This is a genomic window from Companilactobacillus sp. FL22-3 (genome assembly GCF_054881455.1).
Map to the genome: position 1 here is coordinate 129,290 of NZ_JBTYYZ010000002.1, position 16,748 is coordinate 146,037.

At 38.6% G+C, this 16,748-nt stretch carries 19 protein-coding genes; 17 read left to right on the forward strand and 2 right to left on the reverse strand.

Annotated features, from left to right (window positions below; genetic code table 11):
• Window positions 1-30: 30 nt before the first annotated feature.
• Complete coding sequence (lexA, locus tag ACYT32_RS02660) at window positions 31-654, reverse strand: transcriptional repressor LexA (RefSeq protein WP_395264333.1); 624 nt, start codon at window positions 652-654, stop codon at window positions 31-33.
• Between the two features lie 94 nt (window positions 655-748).
• Here lexA and ACYT32_RS02665 point away from each other — a divergent pair, with 94 nt between their 5' ends.
• The 13 genes from ACYT32_RS02665 to purD all read left to right on the forward strand — a co-directional run bounded on the left by ACYT32_RS02665 (window position 749) and on the right by purD (window position 12,784).
• The gene (locus tag ACYT32_RS02665) at window positions 749-991 is read left to right on the forward strand and encodes a DUF896 domain-containing protein (protein ID WP_395264334.1); all 243 of its coding nucleotides are present in this window, start codon (window positions 749-751) and stop codon (window positions 989-991) included.
• Window positions 992-1,053: 62 nt separating this feature from the next.
• Window positions 1,054-1,275: a YneF family protein gene (locus ACYT32_RS02670; RefSeq protein WP_395264335.1), complete on the forward strand. Its 222-nt coding sequence runs from the start codon at window positions 1,054-1,056 to the stop codon at window positions 1,273-1,275.
• A 237-nt stretch (window positions 1,276-1,512) separates the two neighbouring features.
• Window positions 1,513-1,995 carry a 5-(carboxyamino)imidazole ribonucleotide mutase gene (purE, locus tag ACYT32_RS02675; protein WP_395264336.1) on the forward strand — a complete coding sequence of 161 codons (483 nt, stop codon included), beginning with the start codon at window positions 1,513-1,515 and terminating at the stop codon, window positions 1,993-1,995.
• Complete coding sequence (gene purK, locus ACYT32_RS02680) at window positions 1,988-3,118, forward strand: 5-(carboxyamino)imidazole ribonucleotide synthase (protein ID WP_395264337.1); 1,131 nt, start codon at window positions 1,988-1,990, stop codon at window positions 3,116-3,118. Before purE ends, purK begins: the two co-directional genes overlap by 8 nt.
• Window positions 3,119-3,124: 6 nt before the next feature.
• Window positions 3,125-3,832, forward strand: a complete 708-nt coding sequence (gene purC / locus ACYT32_RS02685; protein WP_395264338.1) for a phosphoribosylaminoimidazolesuccinocarboxamide synthase — start codon at window positions 3,125-3,127, stop codon at window positions 3,830-3,832.
• A 9-nt stretch (window positions 3,833-3,841) separates the two neighbouring features.
• Window positions 3,842-4,090, forward strand: a complete 249-nt coding sequence (gene purS, locus ACYT32_RS02690; protein ID WP_395264339.1) for a phosphoribosylformylglycinamidine synthase subunit PurS — start codon at window positions 3,842-3,844, stop codon at window positions 4,088-4,090.
• A complete protein-coding gene (gene purQ / locus ACYT32_RS02695) occupies window positions 4,090-4,764 on the forward strand; it encodes a phosphoribosylformylglycinamidine synthase subunit PurQ (protein WP_395264340.1) in 675 nt (224 codons plus the stop codon). The genes purS and purQ overlap by 1 nt, the downstream gene beginning before the upstream one ends.
• Entirely contained in the window at window positions 4,764-6,974 is a 2,211-nt protein-coding gene (gene purL / locus ACYT32_RS02700) for a phosphoribosylformylglycinamidine synthase subunit PurL (protein ID WP_395264341.1), read from the forward strand. The genes purQ and purL overlap by 1 nt, the downstream gene beginning before the upstream one ends.
• A complete protein-coding gene (purF, locus tag ACYT32_RS02705) occupies window positions 6,959-8,365 on the forward strand; it encodes an amidophosphoribosyltransferase (RefSeq protein ID WP_395264342.1) in 1,407 nt (468 codons plus the stop codon). The genes purL and purF overlap by 16 nt, the downstream gene beginning before the upstream one ends.
• 11 nt (window positions 8,366-8,376) lie before the next feature.
• A complete protein-coding gene (gene purM, locus ACYT32_RS02710; RefSeq protein ID WP_395264343.1) occupies window positions 8,377-9,396 on the forward strand; it encodes a phosphoribosylformylglycinamidine cyclo-ligase in 1,020 nt (339 codons plus the stop codon).
• A complete protein-coding gene (purN, locus tag ACYT32_RS02715) occupies window positions 9,393-9,977 on the forward strand; it encodes a phosphoribosylglycinamide formyltransferase (protein WP_395264344.1) in 585 nt (194 codons plus the stop codon). Before purM ends, purN begins: the two co-directional genes overlap by 4 nt.
• Window positions 9,974-11,515 (forward strand): bifunctional phosphoribosylaminoimidazolecarboxamide formyltransferase/IMP cyclohydrolase, encoded by a 1,542-nt coding sequence (gene purH, locus ACYT32_RS02720; RefSeq protein WP_395264345.1) that lies wholly within the window; start codon window positions 9,974-9,976, stop codon window positions 11,513-11,515. Before purN ends, purH begins: the two co-directional genes overlap by 4 nt.
• Window positions 11,516-11,530: 15 nt before the next feature.
• Window positions 11,531-12,784 carry a phosphoribosylamine--glycine ligase gene (gene purD / locus ACYT32_RS02725; RefSeq protein WP_395264346.1) on the forward strand — a complete coding sequence of 418 codons (1,254 nt, stop codon included), beginning with the start codon at window positions 11,531-11,533 and terminating at the stop codon, window positions 12,782-12,784.
• 341 nt (window positions 12,785-13,125) lie between these two features.
• On the opposite strand, the gene ACYT32_RS02730 is transcribed toward purD, so the two are convergent.
• On the reverse strand, window positions 13,126-13,752 hold the full coding sequence (locus tag ACYT32_RS02730) for a lysophospholipid acyltransferase family protein (protein WP_395264347.1): 627 nt from the start codon (window positions 13,750-13,752) through the stop codon (window positions 13,126-13,128).
• Between the two features lie 62 nt (window positions 13,753-13,814).
• On the opposite strand from ACYT32_RS02730, the gene ACYT32_RS02735 reads away from it, so the two are divergent.
• The 4 genes from ACYT32_RS02735 to tsf all read left to right on the forward strand — a co-directional run bounded on the left by ACYT32_RS02735 (window position 13,815) and on the right by tsf (window position 16,695).
• On the forward strand, window positions 13,815-14,543 hold the full coding sequence (locus ACYT32_RS02735) for a tRNA1(Val) (adenine(37)-N6)-methyltransferase (protein WP_395264348.1): 729 nt from the start codon (window positions 13,815-13,817) through the stop codon (window positions 14,541-14,543).
• Window positions 14,533-14,820 carry a GIY-YIG nuclease family protein gene (locus ACYT32_RS02740; protein ID WP_395264350.1) on the forward strand — a complete coding sequence of 96 codons (288 nt, stop codon included), beginning with the start codon at window positions 14,533-14,535 and terminating at the stop codon, window positions 14,818-14,820. Before ACYT32_RS02735 ends, ACYT32_RS02740 begins: the two co-directional genes overlap by 11 nt.
• A gap of 121 nt (window positions 14,821-14,941) precedes the next feature.
• Window positions 14,942-15,745: a 30S ribosomal protein S2 gene (gene rpsB / locus ACYT32_RS02745; protein WP_395264351.1), complete on the forward strand. Its 804-nt coding sequence runs from the start codon at window positions 14,942-14,944 to the stop codon at window positions 15,743-15,745.
• A 71-nt stretch (window positions 15,746-15,816) separates the two neighbouring features.
• Window positions 15,817-16,695 (forward strand): translation elongation factor Ts, encoded by an 879-nt coding sequence (tsf, locus tag ACYT32_RS02750; protein ID WP_395264352.1) that lies wholly within the window; start codon window positions 15,817-15,819, stop codon window positions 16,693-16,695.
• Window positions 16,696-16,748: the final 53 nt, after the last annotated feature.

Genomic DNA, 16,748 nt, shown 5'->3' on the forward strand with positions numbered 1-16,748 from the left:
GGAATTGGGAATATCAATTCTCTATTTGGATTAGAAGATTTGTGAACGATATAAGCCCACAACTTTACCAAGAATTTCGACTGAATCTAGAATAATTGGGTCCATTGTGTCATTTTCCGGTTGTAAGCGATAGTGACCATTCTCTTGGTAGAATCTCTTACATGTAGCTTCGATGTCTTCCGTCATGGCAATGATGATCTCACCATTGTTAGCTGAACTTTGTTCGTGGACGATTACATGATCGCCATCATAGATACCAGCGTTGATCATACTTTCTCCGTGGATCTCTAGCATGAACAATTCGCCAGAATCACGATTTAAGTCTGGTGGGATAGGGAAGTATCCATCAGGGTTACGTTCTGCGGTAATTGGTTGACCAGCAGCAACGGCACCCAAGATCGGAATCTGTTTTGATTTGACGCCAATCGAGTTCAAACCTGCGCCAGTTAATTCAATAGCGCGAGGTTTGGTAGGGTCACGTTGGATGTAACCTTTTTTCTCAAGACGTGAGAGATGACCATGGACCGTTGATGTTGATGACAAATCTACAGCTTCGCAGATTTCTCTGACAGTGGGCGGATATCCATGTTCATCTAAATAATCATAAATGCATTGTAAAATTTGTGACTGTTTAGAGCCTTCAGCTTTTGACATTAGAACACCTCATTGTTAATATCTTAAATAGATTGTATCAAAATTTGAATACAAGTTCAAACAAGTGTTCGATTGTATTGGGGAGTAATGAAAAATGAAAGAACAAGACGAATTACTTAAAAAGATCAATGAATTAGCCCACAAGGCCAAAAACGGTACGATTACCAAAGAAGAAGAGGACCAACAAGCCCAATTGCGAAAGGAATATTTGAAGAACTTTCGGGCTGCTTTCAAGTCACAAATCGAAATGCTGCAAGTTTACGATAAAGACGGAAAAGAAGTCACTCCAGAAAAAGTTCGCGAAATTCAACGAAAAAAAGGATTGCGTGACGATTAGGCTTTCAATTAGTTAACTTTTTTTGTAATATTAATAAGTGTATGGAAAGGGTGAGAACATAAATGGGTACAACAATAGTCGTTGGCGTGATAGCTTTACTAGTCGGTCTAGTCGGCGGTTTCTTCATCGCTAGATGGTACATGAAGAAATACTTCCAAGACAATCCGCCAATCAGTGCAGATATGATCAGACAAATGATGGCTCAAATGGGCCAAAAGCCTTCACAAAAGAAGCTTAATCAATTAATGAATACTATGAAGAATTCACAAAAGAATAATAAATAGTCAGATCATTTGAGCGATATGTATATTTTAATATGCATATCGCTTATTTTTTTTGCCAAAAAATAAACATGTCTTTAAAATACGAACTATTTAATTTTTAAATATATAAAAAACTGTATGAAAACGTAAAATACGAACAATAATTAAAAAAATAAGAATAAAATGCGTTTTTAGCATTGAAAGAAAAATGATTCCTTGATAGAATTTGGTTACCAGAGCAGAAAGGTGGAAAAAGAAATGCACGATGTAGCAATAGTTATGGGATCAATTTCTGACCTGAAAGTCATGCAGAACACGATTGATGTTTTGAATGAGTTGGGTGTTAGTTTTGAAACAAAAGTTATTTCGGCACACAGGATGCCGCATGAGATGTTAGATTTTGCCAATCAGGCTGATAAACATTTTCAAGTAATCATAGCTGGAGCTGGTGGTGCTGCCCACTTGCCAGGAATGATAGCTTCTTCAACAAGCTTGCCAGTGATCGGTGTTCCCGTGCCATCTAAGTATCTAAAAGGAATCGATTCTTTATTGTCGATTGTTCAAATGCCTGCTGGCGTTCCCGTTGCAACAGTTTCGATTGGTGAAGCCGGAGCCAAAAATGCCGCAATTTTAGCAACTAAGATTTGTGCTTTAAATAATCAAACATATCAAAAAAACTTATCCGCATACGTCAAAGCCATGCATGATAAGTCAGTAGAAAGTGGGAATAATCTTGGATAAAGCAATTTTACCAGGTTCCACGATTGGAATTATCGGTGGTGGACAATTAGGTCAAATGATGTCTTTTTCAGCCAAAGAAATGGGCTATAAGGTCATTATCTTGGACCCGCAGCCCAATTGTTCAGCCGCACAAGTGTCAGATGAACAAATCGTAGCTGAATATGATGATTTAGAAAAATTGGTCGAGTTAGCTAAGAAGTGCGACGTTTTGACGTATGAGTTTGAAAACGTCGATGCGACAGCTATTAATGAAGTCAAGAAGTACACCCAAGTACCGCAAGGTATCAAGGCATTGAGCGTGACGCAAAATCGAGTTTCAGAAAAAGATTTTATTGAAAATAGCGGTTTTAAAGTTGTACCGCATGTCGTGATCGAAAATATTTTCGAATATCACCGTGGAATTGAAAAATTAGGTACGCCCGTTATTTTAAAAACCATTCGTGGCGGCTATGATGGCAAAGGCCAATTGTTGATTGACGATGCCCAGAATGTTGATTACGCCCAGATCGAAGAATTATTAGCTACTGGTCCTTGTATGTTGGAGAAAAAAATCAACCTAAAAAAAGAAGTTTCGGTAGTCGTTTCCGCTAACAGCCGACAAGAGACAGCTATTTTTCCCATCATCGAGAATATTCATCGACATAATATTTTACACTTAAGTACTTGTCCCGCTGCCATCAGTGAGAAATCTGCTCAACACATTTATCAAGTCGGTGAAACTTTAGCCAAGGGATTGGAATTAGTTGGCACGATGTGTATCGAGTTTTTCATTTCGGATCAAGATGAGGTTTTTGTTAATGAGATTGCCCCTAGACCTCATAACTCAGGGCATTTAACCATCGAATCATGCAATATTTCACAATTTGATGCACATATTCGGGGAGTCTGCAATTTAGCTATGCCGAAAGTCGAATTGCTGAAGCCAGCAGCCATGGTCAATCTCTTGGGTCAACATTTAACTAAGGCGAAGAATGAACTAGTTAAACACCCAGAATGGCATTTTCATGACTATGGCAAAGATGAAATTAAAGAGAACCGGAAAATGGGTCATATCACGATATTAAGCGATGACCTAGAGCAGATCAAAACTGCTATTGAAAATAATTCAATCTGGGATGTGTAAATAATAATGACAGAAGCTAAGTTGCTTTATACAGGAAAAGCTAAGAATGTTTATCAAGCACAACAAGAAGATGAGGTATTGATCGTTTATAAAGATCAAGCGACCGCACTCAATGGTAAGAAAAAGGAAATTCTTCCCGGAAAAGGCGTACTCGATTGCCAAATTTCCCAGCTAGTTTTCAATTATCTGATCGAAAATGGCATCAAGACCCATTTGGTAAAGAATCTCTCTGATCATGAACAGTTAGTTAAGAAGACAACTGTCTTTCCTTTGGAAGTTGTTTTAAGAAATATTACTTCAGGTTCGTTAGTAAAGAAGTTTCAAGTTGAAGCTGGTCAACATTTGAACGAACCAATCATTGAATTTTATTACAAGAGCGATGCACTGGATGATCCATTCATCAATGAATCTCAGATCAAAGCTTTGAAGATTGCTGATCAAAATCAATTGGATTACATCAAAGAACAAGCCTTAAAAATCAATCAATTGTTGATTCCATTCTTCGATGGTGCTGGTTTTGAATTAGTCGATTTCAAACTGGAATTTGGACTTTATCAAGGTGAAATAATTCTCGTCGATGAATTTTCCCCTGATAATTGCCGAATTTGGGATAAGTCTAGTCATCATTCAATGGATAAAGATGTTTTCAGAAAGCACGAAGGCAATTTAGTTGAAACTTACCAAGTAGTCCTAGACCGACTACAAGATAAATAGGAGATTACGATGAAATTAGTAAAAGTATACGTGACACTCAAAACCTCTGTCTTAGATGCGCAAGGGGAAGCCATCAAATCAGCAGTTCACTCCATGGGCTATCAAAAAGTTCAAGAAGTTCATATGGGCAAGTACTTTGAATTGAGTTTTGACGATAACTACCCTGATTTAGAAAAATATGTCGACGCAATCTGTGATGATCTGTTGGCAAATCCTAATGTGGAAACGTATCGTTACGAAATTACGGAGGCGAAATAATGAAATTTGCCGTAATCAATTTTCCAGGATCAAACTGTGATTTAGACCTCTACTATGCGATTAAAGATGGTATCAAGGAAACAGTTGAATTAGTTGATTATCGAGCCGAAAGTTTGGCAGGCTTTGATGGGGTCTTGATACCTGGAGGCTTTTCATACGGTGATTATCTGCGTAGTGGTGCTATTGCCGTTAATGCTCCAATCGTAAAAGAGATCGTCCGATTTGCGGAAGCAGGGAAAATAGTTTTAGGTATCTGCAATGGTTTTCAAATTTTGACTGAGCTAGGTTTATTGCCAGGAGCCTTGATTAAAAATGAACAGGGACGTTTTATCTGTGAAACGGTACCTTTAAAAGTTGTCAATTCTCAAACAGCGTTCACTAATGCCTATCAGGCTGATGAAATTATTCAAGTGCCAGTAGCACATGGTGAAGGCCGTTATTACTGTGATCAAGCTACGCTCCAAGAATTAAAAGCCAATGATCAAATCGCCTTTCAATATCTTGACAATGTTAATGGCAGCGTCAATCAAATTGCCGGCGTGACTAATAAAGAAAAGAATGTTTTAGGGATGATGCCGCATCCTGAACGAGCTATGGAGGAAATTCTTGGCTCGGCAGATGGTAAAAAATTGTTTCAATCAATAATCAATTATCAAGTAAAGGTGAATAATTAATGACTGAACCTACACCAGAACAAATCAAAACTGATAAATTGTATCAACAATGGGGTTTGACCGATGCTGAATACCAATTGATCAGTGAAGAAATTTTACAACGTTTGCCAAATTACACCGAAACTGGATTGTATTCCGTAATGTGGAGTGAACATTGTTCTTACAAGAATTCGAAAAAAGTTTTAAGAAAGATGCCAAATAAGAGCGAGCGCGTGCTAGCTGGTCCTGGTGAAGATGCTGGTATTTTAGATATCGGTGACAATCAAGCTGTCGTTTTTAAAGCTGAAAGTCATAATCATCCTTCAGCAGTTGAACCATATCAAGGTGCCGCCACTGGTGTCGGTGGAATTATTCGTGACATTTTCTCCATGGGTGCACAACCGATTGCTTTATTGAACAGTTTAAAGTTTGGACCACTTGATAATGGAAAAACTAAGCATTTAGTCAATGAAGTAGTTGCTGGAATTAGTGGCTATGGCAATTGTATCGGTCTACCAACAGTTGGTGGCGAGATTGCCTTTGAAGATTGTTATGCTCATAATCCGTTGGTCAACGCCATGTGTGTCGGTTTGTTGAATAACACTGATTTCAAGCCTGGTACGGCCAGTGGGGCAGAAAATTTGATCGTCTACGTTGGTGCCAAAACCGGGCGTGATGGAATCCATGGGGCAACTTTTGCTTCAGATGAATTTACTGATGAAAATAATACTCAACGTTCAGCGGTTCAAGTTGGTAATCCTTTCATCGAAAAACTTTTGATGGATGCTTGTGTGGAAATTATTGAACAGCATTCCGACTGGATTTTGGGGATTCAAGATATGGGTGCAGCCGGTCTAGTTTCTTCGACAGCCGAAATGGCCTCTAAAGCTGGCTCAGGTTTGGTTTTGAATCTTGATAATGTGCCGCAACGAGAAACAGAGATGTCAGCTTATGAAATGATGCTCTCAGAGTCGCAAGAACGAATGGTTCTCTGTGTTAAACCAGAGCATCAAGATGAAGTTTTGAATTTCTTTAAGCATTTTGAGTTAGATGCTGTCGTGATCGGTCGCGTAACTACTGACCATCAGTATAAGATTTATCATCATGATCAATTAGTTACCGATATCCCAGTCGATAGTTTAACCGAAGATGTTCCTGAATATGATCGTCAAGAAGTTAAGCCACAACGGATGATCGAGCAAGCAGACTATCAATTCCTTCCCGAAATTACCTCTTTAAAAGATACTTGGCAGGCGATTATGAAACGTCCTAATATTGCCAGCAAGAAATATTTCTATCAAACTTACGACTCGCAAGTTAGAGCTAATACGTTAGTTAAGCCTGGGAGCGATGCTGGAGTAATCAGAATTCGCAATACAAAAAAAGCTATCGCAATGACTAATGATAGTAATTCAAAGTATGTGTATTTAAATCCCTTTATCGGTGGACAAATCACCGTTATGGAAGCGGCTCGAAATATCGTTGCTAGTGGTGGTTTACCAATCGGAATCACAGATTGTTTGAACTATGGTAATCCTGAAGATCCTGAAGCTTTTTATGAATTGGATAAGAGTGTTGAAGGAATTGCCAGTGCTTGTGAAAAAATCAATACACCCGTAATTTCTGGTAACGTCTCACTTTATAACGAGTTCAATGAGCAAGCTATCTATCCTAGCCCAATGGTCGGAATGGTTGGCTTGATTACAGATATTGCTGATGTAACGACAGTCGCTTTCAAAAATGCTGATGACTTGATCTACCTAGTTGGCCAAACTGGCGATGACTATCACGGTAGTGAATTACAAATGTTACAAGCTGGTGAAATCAAAGGTGATTTACGTAGTTTAGATTTAGACCAGGAATTGTTGGACCAAGAATTGATTCGTCAAGCTATTCAAGAGAAATTATTGCAAAGTTGTCACGACTTGTCTGAAGGTGGTTTGGCAGCAGCGTTGTCAGAATCAGCTTTTAATACGAATTTTGGTTTTGCAGTCGAAACGTCATTATCAAATGCACAGATGTTTTCAGAAACTCAAGGTCGTTTCATCGTAACTGTCAAACCAGCTGACCGCGAAAACTTTGAAAAACTGATGCAGACAAAGATTGAGTTATTAGGAACTGTGACCAAGACATCTGAATTTAAAGTCAAGACGGCGGAAGAAGATATTGTTCTCGATGGATTATCGGTTGAGCAAGATTGGAAGGAGGAACTTGAGTGCTTAATGAAGTAAAGAGTTTAAATGAAGAATGTGGTGTCTTTGGTGTCTGGGGCGCTGAAAATGCTAATTATTTGACCTATCTAGGACTCCATAGTTTACAGCATCGTGGACAAGAAGGTGCGGGAATCGTCGCTAATGATGGGAATAAGTTACGTATTTATCGTAATTTAGGATTGTTGACCCAAGTTTTTTCTAAACCAGAATATCTCAATTCGCTAGTTGGGAATTCCGCCATTGGGCATGTTCGTTATTCTACCGCTGGTGAAAATAAGATTGAAAATGTCCAACCACTATTGTTTGATTTCACGGATAGTCAAATGGCTTTGGCTCACAACGGTAATTTAACCAATGCTGATACGTTGAAAAAAGAGCTTGAAGCCAAGGGACATATTTTTAAATCAAGTTCGGATTCAGAAGTGCTAGTACATTTGATTAAAGTTTCTAATGCCCCAACTTTGCATGAAAGAATTATCGAGGCTTTGAACAAGATTCAAGGTGGATTCGCATATTTATTGTTAACAAAAGATTCGATGATCGTCGCTTTAGATTCACATGGCTTTCGTCCTTTGTCGATCGGTCGTTTGGAGAACGGAGCTTATGTTGTTGCCAGTGAGACTTGTGCTTTAGATGCAGTCGGAGCAACTTTGGTTCATAACGTTCAACCAGGTGAATTGATTACCATCAATAGTGAGGGGATGTCGATTGATAACTGGACTACCAAGACGCAATTAGCAATTTGTTCGATGGAATTTATCTACTTTGCACGACCTGATTCCGATATCCTGGGAATCAACGTTCATTCAGCCCGCAAGCGTATGGGAGCTAACTTAGCTAAAGAAGCTCCAGCAAATGGCGACATTGTGGTGGGAGTACCTAACTCTTCACTCTCAGCTGCCAGTGGTTATGCGGAAGCAAGTGGCTTGCCATATGAAATGGGTCTGATCAAGAACCAGTATATGGGACGTGAGTTTATTCAACCTACTAAAGAGTTGCGTGAGAAGAGTGTTCGTCAAAAATTAGCCGCCGTTAAAGGGGTAGTTCAAGGTAAAAGGGTCATTCTAGTCGATGATTCCATTGTCCGCGGGACCACTTGTGCCTACATCGTTCAATTGTTGAAAGATGCCGGAGCGACTGAAGTTCATCTGCGAATCGCTTCACCAAGATTCATGCATCCTTGTTTTTACGGAATCGATATTCAAGAGAAGAGTGAATTGATTGCTGCTCACAAATCAATTGCTGAAATGAATCAAATGTTTGGTTCTGATTCACTGAAATTTTTGAGTGAGGATGGCTTGATCGACGCAATTGGTTTAAATGCTGACGCACCGTATTCCGGGTTAGATATGTCATATTTCAACGGTGATTATCCAACCTATCTTTACGATTATGAGTCGAAAAAATAAGGAGGTTCGCCATGTCAAATCCCTATCAAGATGCTGGAGTCGATATTAATTCTGGCTATCAAATCTCCAAGTTTGTAAAGCAAAATACGCGTAATAGTAATATTGGGAATTTTGGAGGTATTTATGAAATTCCTGAAGGTTATCAACACCCCGTGCTAGTCTCAGGTAATGATGGTGTGGGAACGAAGTTATTGTTAACCAATTTAGCGAAGAAGTGGGATACCATCGGAATCGATTGTGTCGCCATGTGTGTTAATGACATTCTCGCCCAAGGTGCCATCCCGCAATATTTCTTAGATTATCTTTCAACTGGCAAAATCGACCATAAGATAGAAGAAATCCTCAAAGGCGTGATTGACGGCTGTAATCAAGCCAATGCCAACTTAATTGGTGGTGAGACCGCTGAAATGCCAGGAGTTTATGGTGAAAATGATTATGACATCGCCGGATTTTCGGTCGGTATTTGCGAACGAGATGATTTGTTGAAAAAAGAAAATCTTCAAGCTGGGGATGTTTTGATTGGTTTAAGTTCAACTGGAATTCATTCGAATGGTTACTCCTTAGTTCGAAAGATTTTTTTCCAAGATCATGACTTTTCAACTGATACTATTTTGCCTGAATGTCCCGAACAGAATTTAGGCGAATTATTGTTGACACCAACAAAAATCTACGTGCAAGACATTGTGCCACTGTTAAAAGAACGGTTGATAAAAGGTATTTCACATATTACAGGCGGTGGTTTTTACGAAAATGTCCCTCGAATGCTGCCACAAAACCTGGCGGCCATGATCAATGTTGATATTTGGCCACAATTACCAGTATTTTCCGCTATTCAAAAGTATGGTCAACTCGAGTTAGCCGATATGTACCATATTTTCAATATGGGAATTGGGATGGTTTTGGCCGTAGATGCTTCTAAAGAACTTGAAGTGCTTGAATTATTGAATGAAAAGGAAACTATTGCATATACGATCGGTGAAGTAGTGCCGAAAGAGAGTGAAAGTTTACTTTTGAAAGGGGATCAGCTATGAAAGTAGCCATTTTCGCCTCTGGAAATGGAAGCAACTTTGAAGCAATTGCTAGTTCGCAGCAATTAAAGAACGCTGGTTTGGAAATCGAAGTACTGGTCTGTGATCAACCGCAAGCTCAAGTCATCAATCGAGCTCAAAAATATCAAATTCCAGTTTTTGTCAATCGTCTCAGTGATTTTCCGGACCGAAAAGCTTATGAACAAGCTATTGTTGAGAATCTGAAACCTTATCATCTGGACTATATTTTACTGGCGGGTTATATGCGTGTCGTCACACCAGTTCTGTTGGGAGCTTATCCTAATCGGATTATCAATATTCATCCATCCTTGCTGCCCAAATTCTCAGGTTTAGAAGCTATTGAACGAGCCTTTGAGTCAGGCGATGCAGTAACTGGCGTCACGATCCATTACATTGATGAAGGAGTCGATACAGGTCCCATCATCAAGCAAGCCAAAGTTATTCGTTTACAAAATGATACAGAAGCAACGTTAGAAATGAGAATTCATCAAACTGAACATCAATTGTATCGTCAAGTGATACTTGAACTACTAAATAAAAATAATGGGGTAGATAAAAAATGAAAAGAGCTTTGATCAGTGTTTCTGACAAGACAGGTGTCGTTGAATTTGCTAAAGGATTAATCGCCAATGACTTTGAAATCATCTCAACTGGTGGTACATATAAAAAGTTGCAAGAAAATAACGTCAAAGTTACTGAAATTGACGAAGTAACGAAATTCCCTGAAATTCTTGATGGTCGGGTAAAAACTTTACATCCCGTAGTTCATGCTGGACTTTTGGCTAAACGTGACAATCCCGAACATATGAAAACATTGGAAAAACTCGACATTCAAACGATCGACTTAGTTTGTGTTAATTTATATCCTTTCAAAGAAACAATCTCTAAAGCTGATGTCACACCAGCTCAAGCAATCGAACAAATTGATATCGGCGGACCATCAATGATTCGTTCTGCTTCGAAGAATTTCAAGAGCGTCTACGTGGTGATTGATGCTAATGATTATGAAACTGTTTTGGAAAGTATCCAAGCTGATTCTGACGATGCTGGATTAAGACGTCGTTTGGCAGCCAAAGCCTTCCGTCATACAGCTGAATATGACAGTATCATTGCCCATTATTTGACTGATCTGAATGGTGACGAGTTCCCAGATGTTGAAGTTTTAGGATACGATTATCATCAAGAATTACGCTATGGTGAAAATTCTCATCAAAAAGCGGCTTTCTATCAAAGTGCAATTCCTTCTGCCTACTCAATTGCTTCAGCTAAGCAATTACACGGTAAGGAATTATCATTCAACAACATTAAAGACGCAGACGCAGCCTTAAGAATCGTAGCTGACTTCAAGCAACCTTGTGTAGCAGCCTTGAAACATATGAATCCATGTGGTGTTGGGGTTGATGACGAGTCGATTTATCAAGCCTGGCGTAAAGCTTATACAGCTGACACAATGTCGATCTTTGGGGGAATCGTGGCTGTCAATCGTGAAGTCACTAAGGAAATTGCTGAAGAAATGCACAAGATTTTCTTAGAAATCGTGATTGCCCCAAGTTTCAGTCCTGAGGCCTTAGAGATCCTCGAAGCTAAGAAAAACATCCGTCTTTTGACACTTGATTTTTCTAAAGCTAAAGATGCTCAAAAACATGAATATGTTTCAGTTATGGGTGGTCTGTTAGTTCAAGAACGTGATACGACCGTTGATAGCATCGATGAATTCAAAGTTGTCACTAAAAAGGCGCCAACTGATGAAGAAATGAAAGCACTGTTGTTTGGCCAACAAGTTGTTAAACACGTCAAGAGTAATGCCATCGTCATTTCAACCACTGACAAGACTTTGGGAATCGGTGCCGGACAAATGAATCGTATTGGCTCAGTCAAAATTGCTATCGAACAAGAAGAACAAGCTGATGAACATACACCATTGATCATGGCTTCAGATGCTTTCTTCCCCATGGATGACTGTGTGCAATATGCTGCTGAACATGGAATTACCGCCATCGTTCAACCAGGTGGTTCGATCAAGGATCAGGATTCAATCGATATGGCTGATAAGTTTGGTATTGCCATGGTCTTCACTGGTAGAAGACATTTCAAACACTAGAAGAGAGGTCTTTTAATGAAAATACTTGTTGTCGGTTCAGGTGCACGTGAAGATGCCATCTGCCAAGCACTCCAAAAGAATGATGAAAATACAGTTTTCTGTGCGCCAGGAAATGACGGAATGACCTTAAATGGGATCAAGACCATTGCTATTAATGAGGATGAGTTTAGCCATTTAGCTAATTTTGCCCAAACTAACGATATCGATTATACGATTGTCGGACCAGAAGAACCTTTGGTCAATGGAATCGTTGACTTTTTTAAGAACCAGAAACTGAAGATTTTTGGTCCTAATAAAAAAGGTGCTCAAATCGAAGGGTCAAAATCATTTACCAAAAAACTGATGGCTGATGCCAAGATACCAACGGCTGCTTATCGTGAATTTACCGATGTAGTGGAAGCTAAGACGTATTTGGAACAGCAAACTTTTCCCATCGTAATTAAGGCGGATGGCTTAGCTGCCGGAAAAGGTGTTTATATTTCACCAAATAGAGAGGATGCTTTTGAAAAAGTTGAAAGCTTGTTGGCAACGCACAAATTCAATACCTCCAAAGTTGTGATTGAAGAATACCTTGATGGTGAAGAATTTTCACTGATGGCCTTTGTCGACCATAAGCGTTTTTATCCAATGCCTTTAGCCCAAGATTACAAAAAGATTTTTGAGGGTGACAAAGGTCCAAATACTGGTGGGATGGGGGCAGTTTGTCCTGTTGCTAATATTTCTGACGAGGTCGAACAAACAGCCATCCAAACAGTTATCAAGCCGTTTGTCAAAGAAATGTATCAACAAGGAATCAAGTACACAGGTATTATCTATGCCGGTTTGATTCTGACGAAGACTGGTATTAAAGTAATTGAATTTAATGCTCGTTTTGGTGACCCCGAGACCGAAGTCGTCTTGCCCCGTTTAAAAACTGATTTGTCACAGATAATCCTCCAAATTATCCAACATCAGAAAATTACGACTATCGACTGGATGGATTCAGGCTTAAACCTAGGAGTCTTTGCCGTTAGTAAAGGTTATCCAGAAAAGCCACTTTATGGCAGTTTAGGTTCCAAAGATGTATTTACAAAATTCCCCTTACCAATAAATTACGCAGCAGTGCGCAAAGAAAACCATCAGTTATACAGTAATGGTGGGCGACTTTATTTGGTACAGACATCTGCGCCAACATTGGTAGATGCTCAAAAGGCAATTTATCAACAGTTGGATCAGATGGACCAAACTAATATTTTTTATCGACATGATATCGGTAAAAATTCCATTTAAATTTGCGAAGTTTGATTAATTATTTCAATAAAATAAGCTGAAGAATATCGTAATTGATATTTTTCAGCTTATTTTTTATCCGATATTAGGATATGTATTTTAAATTAAAAATTTTTCGAAGAAGTTTGCTCTGTAGAAATGGGAAGGGTATTCTTTAAGAAGTTGATAGTTTCATTTTTTAACTTGATAAAAATTAGTGCTTCGGTAACTCAAGTAGATTCTCAATTTAAATTCAAGTTAATCTATATCCAAAAAAAGCCCCACAAATGTCAAATAAAAAATCAACATTCGTGAAGCTTCAATTACTATGAAATGATAAACTGTTATCTTATACTATATTATTATTTCTTCTTTACAGGTGGAGTATATTCAAAACTTGGATCTATTTCATTGTCGACTTTATCCCAGGCTTTTTCCATATCATCATTGATTTGCTTAGTCTGAGCATCGTCAAGTTTAGCTTTGAAGTCGAAGTCGATTTCTGGTCCAACTCCAATCGTAATCTTTTGATGACGTAATAATCCGCCAAAGGTTAATGGCCCTTGATAAACGAAAGGTACTAGTGGTGCTTTAGAAAGTTTAGCAATTAGCGATGCGCCACCTTTTAACTGTTCCGAATAGCGGGTTCCTGAAGGAAACATGATCAAAACTTTACCTTCATTTTTTAAGGCTTTGACAGGGGTTTTGATAACGGAAGGTCCTGGATGAGCGCGATCAACTGGAAAGGCATGAGCGTGGACTAAAATAAATCGCAAGATTGGATTCTTGAAGAGTTCTTTTTTGGCCATGAAAGTTGCGTCACGTGGTGAAATAACCAGAGCAAAGAAAATCGGTTCCCACCAAGTTCGGTGAGGAGCAACTATGATATATGGCTTATCAGGTAGGTTTTCTCTACCCACAACGTTATATCGGCCATTTAGTAGAAAAACTAATCCTCGTACTAAAACTCGAGCAAATTTATAAAACATAGAAATATCATTCTCCCCAAAATAATTTTAACTTATTTAAAATACCACAAAGTAGGTGTGTTATGTCGATTTATTCGCAAGATGTTATTGCTAACAGTGGAATTATAATCAACCAAGATAAAAAATTGTACTCTTTTAATCTTGATACTATTTTACTCTATAATTTCGCTAAGCCGGTAAAAAAAGGTAAAGTTGTCGATCTATGTTCTGGAAATGGTGCAATTGGTCTCTCTTTGGCTGCTAAGACTTCAGCTCAGATCTATCTAGTTGAAATTCAAAAAGAACTGGCTGATTTGTCTAAAAAGAGTATTGACGATAATCATTTGGAAGAACAAGTCCATTTGATCAATGATGATTTGAAAAATATTCAGCAATATTTAGCACACGATACGATCGATACGATTGTTTGCAATCCACCTTATTTTAAATTATCAGAAAAGACTTCAATTAAAGAGAATCCAGTTTTAGCTGTGGCTCGCCATGAACTAAAAGCCAATTTAACCGATATTCTTTCGACCATTAAGGTGCTTTTAAAAGAGAATTCTCATGCATATTTAGTCTATCGGCCGGAACGGTTGAGTGAATTATTGACGATAATGAGCCAAGAAAGATTGCAACCTAAACGACTACGTTTTGTTCGCTCAACCAAGGATAAGAATGCCAATTTGATGCTGTTGGATGTCATCAAAACCGTTAAAACAGCTTCCTTAAAAGTTGAACCTGACTTAGTGATCTATAATGAGAATCATCAGTTAACTGAAGAGGCGAAATTTTTAATCAATGGAAAATAAAAAATATTACGTTTATATGTTGCTCTGTTCCGACCAAACATTTTATACTGGTACCAGCAATAATGTTGAAAAACGCGTTGCAACTCACAATGCAGGTAAGGGCGCTAAGTATACGAAGATTCGTCGTCCGGTTCAACTGATGTATCAGGAAGAACTGCCTGACAAGTCGCAAGCTTTGAAACGGGAAATTGCAATCAAGAAATTATCTCGCTCTCAAAAAGTAACTTTATTAAAAAGTCACGGAATAATTTGGCGAGACTACTTGATTTCACATTAAATTTCCCATATAATATTTACCTGTATTGAATACACACACTTAACGATTTGATTGATGGTGCGCATAAGCGTTTCAGTCAGACATGACTTAAGTGGAGGTAAAAACCAGGAGGAACTTTTTTATGTCAGTTATTTCTATGAAACAATTGCTTGAAGCCGGTGTACATTTTGGACACCAAACAAGACGTTGGAACCCTAAGATGAAGCCATTTATCTTTACACAAAGAAATGGTATTTACATCATTGATTTACAAAAAACAGTACGCATGATCGACGATGCCTACAACTATATGAAGGCTGTTGCCGGTGATGACGGAATTTTCCTATTCGTTGGTACAAAGAAGCAAGCCCAAGACGCTGTTGCTGAAGAAGCTACACGTGCCGGCCAATACTATGTAAACCACCGTTGGTTAGGTGGTACTTTGACTAACTGGAACACAATCCAAAAACGTATCAAGAGATTAAAGGAAATCAAGGCTATGGCCACTGATGGTACTTTTGATCGTCTACCTAAGAAGGAAGTTGCTTTACTTACAAAGCAACAAGCTAAGCTTGAAAAATTCCTTGGTGGTATCGAAGATATGCCAAGAATTCCTGATGTTATGTTCATCGTTGACCCACACAAAGAAAACATTGCTGTTAACGAAGCTAAGAAACTTAACATTCCTATCGTAGCTATGGTTGATACAAACACAGATCCAGATCCTATCGATGTTATCATTCCTTCAAATGATGATGCTATCCGTGCCGTAAGATTGATTACTGCTAAGATGGCTGACGCTATTATCGAAGGTAAGCAAGGTGAAGAATCTGTTTCAGATGCTGACTTTGCTGATAAGAAAGATGACAACGCTGATGCAGAAGCTGCTGATGACAAGTCAATCGAAGATTTGGCAAACGCTACAAACAATAACGATAACAACTAATTAAAATAATATCCGTAAAATAGAGTCATCTTTGTAAGATGGCTTTATTTATACGACTGGAGGATTTACGAATGGCTAAAATTACTGCTGCTCAAGTTAAAGAATTACGTGATAAGACAAGCGTTGGTATGATGGATGCTAAGAAGGCATTGGTTTCTGCTGATGGAGACATGGACAAAGCCGTTGACTTGCTACGCGAAAAGGGTATTGCCAAAGCTGCTAAGAAGAGTGGAAACATTGCTGCTGAAGGTTTGACACATATCGAAGTTTCAGGTAACAAAGCTTCAATTATCGAAGTTAACTCAGAAACTGACTTTGTTTCATCAAACGACAAATTTATCAATCTTGTTAACTCAATTGGTAAAGCTATTGTTGAAAACGAACCAAAGACTATGGACGAAGCTTTAGCTTTAAGTCTAGGTGACGAATCAATTAACGATGCTATCACAGGCTTAACAGCTGTTATCGGTGAAAAGATCAGCTTGAGACGTTTCGAAGTTCTTGATAAGACTGATGCACAAGTCTTCGGTTCATACCTACATAACGGTGGCCTAATCGGTGCTATCGTTACTCTTGAAGGTTCTGATGAAGACGCTGCTAAGGATGTTGCTATGCACGTTGCTGCTATCAATCCTAAGTACATGAGTCGCGAACAAGTTCCTAGCGATGTTCTTGAACATGAAAAGGCAATCTTCACTGAAGAAACAAAGGCTGAAGGTAAACCTGAAAAGATTATTCCAAGAATCGTTGAAGGCCGTGTAAACAAGTACTTGTCAGAAATTAGTTTGGCTGACCAAGAATTTGTTAAGGATTCAGATATGACTGTTCAACAATTCGTTGAATCTAAGAACAGTAAGTTAGTATCATTTGTTCGTTACGAAGTTGGCGAAGGAATCGAAAAGAAACAAGAAGACTTTGCTGAAGAAGTAAAGAACCAAATGAATAACTAATTAATTCGTTTAATTTTTAAGAAAGGTCGCTTAATTCATTGTGAATTAAACGA